8 protein-coding genes and 1 pseudogene are annotated in these 9417 nt (G+C 58.2%); 4 read left to right on the top strand and 5 right to left on the bottom strand.

Features of this window, described 5'->3' with window-relative positions; all coding sequences use genetic code 11:
• From DEO48_RS01560 to treZ, 3 genes and pseudogenes are all read right to left on the bottom strand, one after another.
• A pseudogene (locus tag DEO48_RS01560) lies at positions 1-539 on the bottom strand (glycogen debranching enzyme GlgX); the annotation flags it as partial.
• A 15-nt stretch (positions 540-554) separates the two neighbouring features.
• Positions 555-3023: a malto-oligosyltrehalose synthase gene (gene treY / locus DEO48_RS01555; RefSeq protein ID WP_109844139.1), complete on the bottom strand. Its 2469-nt coding sequence runs from the start codon at positions 3021-3023 to the stop codon at positions 555-557.
• A complete protein-coding gene (gene treZ, locus DEO48_RS01550) occupies positions 3020-4807 on the bottom strand; it encodes a malto-oligosyltrehalose trehalohydrolase (protein WP_109844138.1) in 1788 nt (595 codons plus the stop codon). The genes treY and treZ overlap by 4 nt, the downstream gene beginning before the upstream one ends.
• A 132-nt stretch (positions 4808-4939) precedes the next feature.
• On the opposite strand from treZ, the gene DEO48_RS01545 reads away from it, so the two are divergent.
• From DEO48_RS01545 to DEO48_RS01530, 4 genes are all read left to right on the top strand, one after another.
• A complete protein-coding gene (locus DEO48_RS01545; protein WP_029741295.1) occupies positions 4940-5467 on the top strand; it encodes a GNAT family N-acetyltransferase in 528 nt (175 codons plus the stop codon).
• Positions 5468-5553: 86 nt separating this feature from the next.
• Positions 5554-6303 carry a 5'-nucleotidase, lipoprotein e(P4) family gene (locus DEO48_RS01540; RefSeq protein WP_373364816.1) on the top strand — a complete coding sequence of 250 codons (750 nt, stop codon included), beginning with the start codon at positions 5554-5556 and terminating at the stop codon, positions 6301-6303.
• A 141-nt stretch (positions 6304-6444) separates the two neighbouring features.
• Positions 6445-7431: an MBL fold metallo-hydrolase gene (locus tag DEO48_RS01535; RefSeq protein ID WP_109844137.1), complete on the top strand. Its 987-nt coding sequence runs from the start codon at positions 6445-6447 to the stop codon at positions 7429-7431.
• Position 7432: 1 nt separating this feature from the next.
• Positions 7433-8344, top strand: coding sequence for a LysR family transcriptional regulator (locus DEO48_RS01530; protein WP_109844136.1), 912 nt, complete (start codon positions 7433-7435; stop codon positions 8342-8344).
• On the opposite strand, the gene DEO48_RS01525 is transcribed toward DEO48_RS01530, so the two are convergent.
• Together DEO48_RS01525 and DEO48_RS26910 are read right to left on the bottom strand one after the other, a co-directional pair.
• A complete protein-coding gene (locus DEO48_RS01525) occupies positions 8335-9219 on the bottom strand; it encodes a LysR substrate-binding domain-containing protein (RefSeq protein WP_109844135.1) in 885 nt (294 codons plus the stop codon). The two genes, DEO48_RS01530 and DEO48_RS01525, sit on opposite strands and share 10 nt — an antisense overlap.
• A partial coding sequence (locus tag DEO48_RS26910; RefSeq protein WP_219933002.1) for a hypothetical protein occupies positions 9152-9417 on the bottom strand: 266 nt, incomplete at its 5' end. The genes DEO48_RS01525 and DEO48_RS26910, both read right to left, overlap by 68 nt.

The raw sequence follows: 9417 nt of genomic DNA, 5'->3' as shown, positions 1-9417 counted from the left end.
TTCATCTGGGTAAACCCTTTCACGTGGCTCTCATAGACGACGGTATGCGGCCAGGGCACGATTGGCCGGCTGTTGTCCTGCCAGTCAAAGGCGTTCGGGTCGATGACCTTGCATTTCGGCGTGAACGGCGCGCTGTCGCGCGTATCAAAGCTTAAATCTAATTCGTCATGCCCCAGCTCATAGCCGAAATGGGCATCGTTCCAGTCGATATCGCCAACCAGTTCTCGAGCGTAGGGGTCGATAAGCAGCTTGTGCGGGTTAAAGCGGTGACCGTTTTCCGGATCGTAAGGGCCGTAGACGCGATAGCCGTACAGCGCGCCGGGCTTCAGATCCGGCACATAGCCGTGCCAGACCTCATGGGTATATTCCGGCAGTTCCAGCCGGGCGATTTCGTTTTTCCCGGACGGATCAAACAGACAGAGTTCCACCCGCTCGGCGTGAGCGGAGAACAGCGCGAAGTTGACGCCCTTCCCGTCATAATTCGCCCCCAACTGCTGGCCATGACCGGCCCGAATTTCAAACGTAGTATCCTTTGCCATTTTCGTTCTCCACGATTATTCGCAGGTAAGCAGAACCAGTACACATCCCTTTTCTGACGTTAAATCCAGCGTCTCTTGCAGAATGCGGCTCTCACCGCTGAACAGATCCCGATAGCGTTTCCCCGCCAGCTCCTCGGGTATCGCCACTGTGGTATTGACCCACAGCTGATGATTATCGGTGACATCAAAAACCAGACGCGGCACGGCGACAATCAGCGCCTCCTCGTCCTTAACGCGCGCATAGACAATCAGATTCTCCTCGCGCTCGCCGGAGACCTTAAGCGGCAGCCAGTCGCCGTAGCGGAAAAGCGCGTCGTAATGCGGACGCAGCCGCAGCAGCGTGGCGGTGACGAACTGCTTAACGCGCCCGTCTCGCCAGCCGGCCGGATTGTCAAACACGCTGGCATCCGCCGCGCTGAGATTTTGCACCAGGGTCGGAAAATCCGGCTCCCGCCGGTTATCCGGGTCGACAAGGCTAAAGTTAAGCGCCTCGCTGCCCTGATAGATATCCGGCACGCCGGGAGCCGTCAGCTTGATCACCGTCTGGCTGAGGCTGTTCATCAGCCCGGCCCGGATAAAGGGCTGCATCGCCTCGCTAAAATCATGCAGGAACAGCGCATTGTCCGGCGAAAGCAGGTGCCGCGCGTAGCTCAGCACCACGCTCTCATAGCTCTCGTTGCTGTCGATCCAGTCGGTGCGCTGTTTTGCCTCGCGCAGCGCTTTCTCGAGGAAGCCGATAAAACGCGCTTCCAGGGATGCAAGCCCTTCGGCGTCGTCCGGAGACAGCGTGGCGGGCCAGACGCCCGCCAGCGCCTGATAGATCATCCAGGTATCGGCAGCGTTCGGCGCGGTGCCGTCATTGAGAAAACGCACCTGGGTCTGGTTCATCTGTCGCCAGCGGGCCAGGTTCTCGCCCCAGCGTTCCGGCGCTTCCGTCAGGGTGTAGAGTCGCGCCCGGGCGTCTTCCCCGCGCTTGGTATCGTGAGTTGAGGTGCCCAGCAGCGCGTCGGGCTGACGGGCCAGACGAATGCGCATCTCCTGGTGGAAGCGGGATAATGAAAACGCGCGCGGCGTCGGGTCGGCGCCCACTTCATTGAGCGCCAGCTCGAGGTTGTGGCGAAAGAACAGCGTGTCTTCAACGGACTTCGCCATCAGCGGCCCGGTAAGCTGCTGGAAGCGGGTTCTGAAAAGCGCGGCGGACTCGCGACAATCTTCCGGCAGGTCGTCGGTAAGAATGCGCACAATCAGACTCAGCGCCGCTTCCGACGTCTCCACACTGGCAACCACGCGGTTAAGCAGCACCACGTCCGGCGGGGTTAATCCTTCCCGGGTGCCGTAGGTGCGGTAGACCGGAAACGCAATAAGCAGTTCGCGCAGCGCGTGACGGATTTCCTCGCGCGGCAGCGCAACCTCATTGCGGCGGGCCAGATCCTCAGCAATGTTTAGCAGCGTGGTGAATTCACCCTCAAAATTACGATCGGCCATCAGGCCTTTGGCATCGCGCAGTTCCGCATGGCGATCGACCGTGATGCCCAGCGTCTCGTCGTGGATTTTCTCCAGACGCCCCAGGCTACTGTCGTCGACCAGCACTTCCGCCAGCGAGGCGATAAACTCGTAGCCGGTGGTGCCGGATACCGGCCAGTCGGCGGGGAGCTGTTCCCCTTTGGCGAGAATCTTTTCGACCGTGATGTAGCAGTCGGGCCCGGCCGCCTGCCGCAGGCGCTGCAGATAGCCCAGCGGATCCGCCAGACCGTCGACATGGTCAATGCGCAGACCATCCACCACGCCCGCGTGGACCAGCTCAAGGATCAGCCGGTGCGTATCGTCGAAGACTACGTCATCTTCAACCCGAACGCCGACCAGCCCGGTTATCTCAAAGAAGCGCCGCCACGAGAGCTGCTTCGGCGCCTCCCGCCAGGACATCAGCCGCCAGCTTTGCGTGTCGTGCAGTTCGGCTATGCTCTTCTCCTCGCTGTAGGTACCCGGGTTGAGCGGATACTCGGCGTCGTAGTAAACCAGCGCGGCCTTTTCCGTGACAGGGTCACGTTTTAAGGTGATGGCACCCTTCTCCAGCTCCGCCTCAAAGGTATCGCCAAGAAACGGCAGCGTCAGCGGTCGAGACCCGTCGATATCAAAATAGCGGAAATAGCGGCTCTGCTGGCCGTATTCAATTACGTCCCGCCACCAGGCGTTTTCCAGCGAGGTGGACATATGGTTCGGGACAATGTCCAGAATCAGTCCCATGCCGGCCTGCTTAAGCGCTGCGGCCATGCGGTCGAAACCGTCTCGTCCGCCGAGTGCGGGGTCAATTTCATTCGGGTTGGTCACGTCATAGCCGTGGGTGGAACCCGCGGTGGCGGTAAATACGGGCGACGCGTAGAGATGGCTGATGCCGAGATCTTTCAGGTAAGGCACCAGCGCCGCAACGCGGTCGAAGGTCATGCCATTGCGGAACTGAATACGGTACGTGGCGGAAGGGATCATAACGATGCTTCTCCATCAGCAAAGCGAACGACAATACCGTTCGGCGGTAAAACGTCAGTGACTTCCGGCCAGGCAAAGCGCGTCTCACCCGCGAGATCGGGCAGCGCGGCGGGCTTATTACCGATATTCAGCGCCAGAGAGAGCGTCCCTGACGGGAAATGCCAGCTCACCGCCACCATGCCTGGCGCGGTCTTAATTACCTTGCCCTCAACGGCGCCGCCATGACGCAGAAGCGGAACGATATGGCGATGACGCAGCGTCAGCAGGTGGCGCGTGAAGCGCAGCCACGTTTTGCCTTCGTCGGTGGCAATCTTATTCCAGTCGAGTTTTGAACGGATAAACGTGTTCACGTCGTTCGGATCCGGGACGGTTTCATCGTGCCCGGCATGGCCCGTAAACTCTTTCGCGCGCCCTTCCCGCACCGCCTTTGCCAGATCGCCGTGAAAATCGGTGAAGAACAGGAACGGGTGCGTTTCACCAAACTCCTCGCCCATAAACAGCAGCGGGATATGGGGAGAAAGCAGCAGCGCGGCAAGCAGCACCCGCGTCTTGTCGGCACCGGCCAGGGCGATCAGCCGCTCGCCCTGGGCGCGATTCCCGGTCTGATCGTGGTTCTGAATAAAATCGACGAAGAACTGCGGCGGCTGCGTCTGGCACTCCACTCCGCGGGATTCACCGGTTTGCAGCGACACCTCGCCCTGGTAGACAAAGCCTTCCGCCAGCGCCCGGGCGAACTTTTTCTCCGGCTCAAAGGCAAAATCCTGGTAATACGCGTGGGTCTCGCCGGTGGCAAACACGTGGGCAGCGTTGTGGAAGTCATCATTCCACTCGGCGGTGAACAGCGGCGTGTTGCCCTGTTCATCGCGCGGATGCAGGAAAATCACGTTGCGGCTGTCTTCCGTGGTCAGGTGAACGTGGCGGTGCGGGATCGCCTCGCGGATTTTAGCGGCAATCTCCTCCAGAATGTGCGTCTCAGCGCTGTCTTTAATCTGGTCGATGGCGTCAAAGCGCAGGCCGTCCAGACGATACTCCGTCAGCCAGTAGAGCGGCGCATCGGTGATGTACTGCCTCACCGGCTCGCGTTCGTAAGCGATGCCGTTGCCCCACGGCGTCATCCGATCTGCATCAAAGAACGCGGGCGACAGCAGAGGCAGATAGTTCCCCTCGGGGCCGAAGTGGTTAAGCACGATATCCAGCACCACGGAAAGCCCCAGCCCGTGCGCGGCGTCGATAAACGCGTGGAAATCCTCCAGCGTACCGTAGGCAGAGTGCGGGGCGTACAGCAGCACGCCGTCATACCCCCAGCCGCGGATACCGCCAAACTGAGAGACGGGCATCACTTCAAGCTGGGTAATACCGAGCTCTGCCAGATACGGCAGCTTGTCGATAGCGGCCCGGAAGGTGCCCTCCGGGGTAAACGTGCCGATGTGTAGCTCGTAGATAACCGTGTCTTCCCACGGCCGCCCTGCCCAGTCCCGGTTGACCGGCTGATAGCGTTGGGGATCGATAACGATGGAGGGGCCGTTAACGTCGCCCTTTTGCGCGCGCGAGGCGGGATCGGGCACCGTCATGCCGTCCTGCAGAACAAATTGATATTCTGCACCGTGCGTGACGCCGGATACGTCTGCCTGAAACCAGCCGTCGCCAGCTGCCGTCATCGGCACGTCGCCGGCCGCCAGACGTAGCGTAAGTTCTTTCTGTCCTTCTGCCCAGACGCGAAAACGTACAACGTCATCGGAAATAAACTCAGCACCCCACTGCTTTTGAAATGTCCTGAATTCCATTCATTGTCCTCGAATGACCCACATTTTACGCGGAACGAAGTACAAGCTTAGTTCAGGATTAAAAGTGTGTTAGGCCAGCGAATTTAACCGCTTCGTCTATTCTTTATGAAATTACTCACTACCGGGAATACTATGCAGATTCGAAAAGGACTCAGTACCGACCTCACGCGCCTTGAATGCTGTGACTTTTCTTTCACCATTAGCCACATTGCGCGAGAACCCTTTATCCACTGCGATTTGCATATCGAAGCCGTCGCCGTGCCCTGGATTAAAACCTACGAGCTCGATATCCAAACCCTTGAAAACCACTGCGTTAATCCGGACGCCATATTTCTTATTGCCGAAACGGATGACGGTGAAATTGCAGGATTTATTACCGCTTCGATCGGCTGGAATAAATTTATCTCAGTGGATTATATTGCCGTTGAGCGTACAAAACGCAGAACCGGCGCCGCACAAAAATTGATGGCCGCCGCCCACGTCTGGGCCCGCAGCGTAAACGCGCCGGGATTACGGCTTGAAACACAAAATGTGAATGTTTCTGCCTGTCTGTTTTACCGCAACTACGGGTTTACCCTGGGCGGATACGATCGTTATCTCTACAACGCCTTACCGGAAAAAGACGAGATCGCCCTGTTCTGGTATTACATGCTGGTCTAACGGCACGGCCTTCATATTTCTGTCATTGAATTTCATTAGGCTTTCAGGATTTTAACCAGGGTGTTGAGGAAAAAAGTGTGAATTCAATGGCTAAGGCATTACTGCTGGCATTACCTGTTTTGAGTGCAACGGCAGCGGCGACGGCCGCCGGGGGCGAGCTGTGTGAACCCAAAGCGTACGAAATGGCGCTGCGCTATCAGCAGAAATCGGCAGAGATCGTGGCTCTTCAGCTGCAGACGTATCGGTTTGCCACCGAGCGTTTCAACGAAAAGTTAAAAGACCTGAAAACGCCTGAAAATTACGCCGTGGTTATGGACCTGGATGAAACGGTACTGGATAACACCCCTCTGCTGGTGCGCGACACCGAACAGTGTCACGACTATACAAAATGGGACACCTGGAGCGACTGGGAAAAACAGGGAAAACCCGGCTTAATTCCGGGCGCGAAAGCGTTTCTTGACCATGTGAATCAAAGCAAGGTCCGTATCTATTATGTCTCGGACCGCATGCAGGAAAATAAAGCCGATACGCTCAGGACGTTAAAAGCCCTGGGACTTCCACAGGTGTCCGATGAAAGCGTGCTTCTGGACACGGTCAGCAAGGAAGAGCGTCGCCAGAGCATCCTCAAAAAGCAGCAGATCGTGATGCTGTTTGGCGACAGCCTGCCGGATTTCGCCGTGCAGTTTAAAAATAAAAAGCCGAGCGAGCAGCAGCGTGAGCTGGTTGAGGCCAGCGCGGAACACTTCGGTAACGACTGGATTGTGCTGCCAAATGCCGCTTATGGCTCCTGGTCCAAAGCTACGCCGGACAGCTGGAACGCACCGCTGAAAAAATAACGTGTAACGAGCCGGGAAAGGCAGCATCGCCACCCGGCTTCTGCGCTGTGCTATCCACTGCGTTTATAGGTCCTATCATTTCTGGGCAGGTTCTTATAATTTTACGAAGAAGTAAGATGAGCGCTTTCAAAGGAGACTCGTATGCTGACCGTGAAAAAACTTGCTCTTTCTACGCTTATTTCCAGTTCATTGCTTTTCTACCCTGCGCTGCAGGCGGCGGCAGAGACGCCCCAGCACGTCGTGAAACAACCGGCGGGCGGATACAGCGTTCAGGTCGGCGACGTTCTGGTCACCTCGTTTACGGACGGGACCGTCGCGCAGGATCTACACAAGCTGCTGCGCCGGACAACGCCGCAAAAAATCGATGCGCTGCTCGCGAAGAATTTCCAGACCAACCCGCCTGAAGTGTCCATTAACGCGTTCCTGATTGCGATGCCCGGACATAAAATTCTGGTAGATACGGGCTCAGGCCAGCTCTTTGGCCCCGGCAACGGCGGACGTCTGATTGAGAGCCTCGCCACCCAGGGGATTAAACCCGAGGACATTACTGAAGTCCTGCTGACCCACGCCCACTCCGATCACGCGGGCGGCCTGGTGAAAGACGGCAAGGTGGTGTTCAGCAACGCGCGCGTTTTCGTTGGCAAACCGGACGTCGACTTTTTCTTTAATGACGAGAATCAGAAAAAAACCGGCTACGGCAAGAACTACTTTGACGTCGCGCAGAAGACCTTAAAACCCTATCTTGACGCCGGTAAAGTGGTGCCGTTTAGCGGCACTTCGGAGATTCTCCCGGGGCTCACCGGCACGGTTCATCCCGGCCATACGCCCGGCTCAGCCTTCTACACGCTGACGAGCAAAGGCGAGAAGATCACCTTTGTCGGCGACATCATTCATGCCGCGGCGGTACAGTTCCCGCAGCCTGACGTGACCATTACCTACGATGAAGATCAGAACAAAGCGGCAAGCGTGCGCGAACATGCGTTTGCGGACTTTGTGAAAAATAAAGACCTGGTCGCCGCGCCCCATCTGCCGTTCCCGGGTATCGGCTATGTCACCAAAGGCGAAAACGGCGGCTATGCCTGGGTCCCTGTGACCTATACCAACCGGGACGCCGGCAGCGCGAAATAAGATGACGCCCAGCTCTGACATGGACATCGACCTGATCCTGACCCTGGACGCCCTGCTTCAGGACAGGAATATCACCCATGCGGCCGCGCGGCTGGGCATCAGCCAGCCCGCGCTGTCCGCTCGTCTCGCGCGTCTGCGAACGCTTTTTGGCGAACCGCTGTTTATTCCTTCCCCACATGGACGTGGGGTGCTGCCCACGCCGCGAGCTGAAGCGCTTAAGCCTCAGGTGGAGAGCGTGCTGCGCGGCATCAGCGCGCTATTTGCCCCCATCGCGTTTGATGCCCAGACCAGCACCCGGACCTTTGTCATCGCCCTGCACGAAAACCCGGCGCTGATGCTGGGCACCGGGCTGCTTAACCAGGTGGGTACCGAAGCTCCAGGTATTCGCCTGCGCTTCGCCCTGCCACAGATGTCTGAACTGCCGCAGCAGCTGGAAAACGGTGATGTGGATATCTACATCGGCGTGAGCGCAGGTGCTCATGACGGCTGGGTGAGGCGCAAACTGCTCGACGATGCGTTTGCCACCGCCCAGCGTAAAAGCCATCCGCGCGGAACGGGTCTGTTAGATCTGGATAGCTACTGCGCGCTTTCTCATCTGGTGGTGTCATCGGCTGGGGATCCGTTTACCGGCTTTGTCGATCAAACCCTCGCCGGGCTGGGCTATCAGCGACGCGTTGCGATGTCCACGCAGAGCTACGCCGTGGCGCCTGCGCTTGTTGCCGGTACTGACCTGGTGTGCACCCTGCCGGAACGGATGCTGAAACAGTTTGCCAACACGCTGGATCTCTTTGCGCCGCCGCTGCCGCTCCAGCCGATTACCATCTACATGTACTGGCACCCGAAAAACAGCCAGGATCCGGCGAACGCCTGGCTGCGCGAGCAGCTGCTGCAGGCCGCCGGACGTCAGGCGTGATCGAGCGTAACCAGAAACTTTTTAAGCACTTCTGATCGGATAATCCGCTGACAAACCAGCGTCAGCTCGCTTTCACGGAGCCGGTCGAGGATGTCCACGTAAACCACATTCTCAACGCTCACCGCCTTTGCCGAGGCGGGCAGCAGCGCCAGCCCAAACCCCGCCGAGACCAGGCTTATCACCGTGGGCACGTCGGTCGCGTTTTGCACCACGTCCGGCTGAAAGCCCGCCCCGCTGCAGGCGTCATAAAAGTATTGTTCCAGCCCCATTCCCTCCGGGTCGCGCAGGGAGATCCATTTTTCGTCCTTCACCGACGAAAGCGTTAGCGCGGAAGATCCCGCCAGCGGATGCTGACGATACAGCGCCAGCACCGTTTTCTCCGAGGCGAACGGGCGGCTTTGCAGATCGTCAGGCAGCGACGGCAGCGGCGCCCGGATAATAGCCACATCGAGCTGGTTGCTCTGCACGGCCGCGTAGAGCGTCTGCACGTTTCCCGTCACCAGCGACATGGTAATGGCCGGCCAGCGCGTGTGCATCTGGCGCAGCGCGGTGGGCAGCCTGCCGTCGAACATCGCGCTCGACACGCACCCCAGGTTTAATACCCCCTGCTCGCCTCTTGCCGTTTGCCTGGCGTCCAGAACCGCCTGCTCGGTGAGGGAAATGGCGAGCCTGGCTTTCACCAGAAATGCTTCACCCGCGGGCGTCAGGGTTAAGCGGCGGTTCGCCCGGCTAAAGAGCGTGACGCCTAACCGTTCTTCCAGCGCCTTTATCTGCTGGCTCAGGGCCGGTTGCGCCATGTTCAGACGCTCAGCGGCCCGGTGCATGTGGAGCTCTTCGGCCACGACGATGAAATGGCGCATCTGACGAAACTGCACGGAACGCTTCCTTTTTTGATATGGATTTACTTATCAATTTAGCAGTAATGATGCAATTGATGCTATTGGTCATTGCCATAAAAATGGAGGTATTCAAACGAGGGAAGAAAATATGGAAAACCCGATCAACGATCTCCGCAGCGCCATAGCCCTGCTTCAGCGCCACGAAGGGCAGTATCTTGAAACCGATTATCCGGT

Origin of the sequence: Enterobacter sp. CGMCC 5087 (assembly GCF_003144775.1) — a bacterium.
GTDB classification, from domain to species: Bacteria; Pseudomonadota; Gammaproteobacteria; order Enterobacterales; family Enterobacteriaceae; genus Enterobacter; species Enterobacter cloacae_M.
The sequence above is the reverse complement of the archived record's forward strand: the minus strand, read 5'-3'. Positions and strand labels throughout refer to the sequence as shown.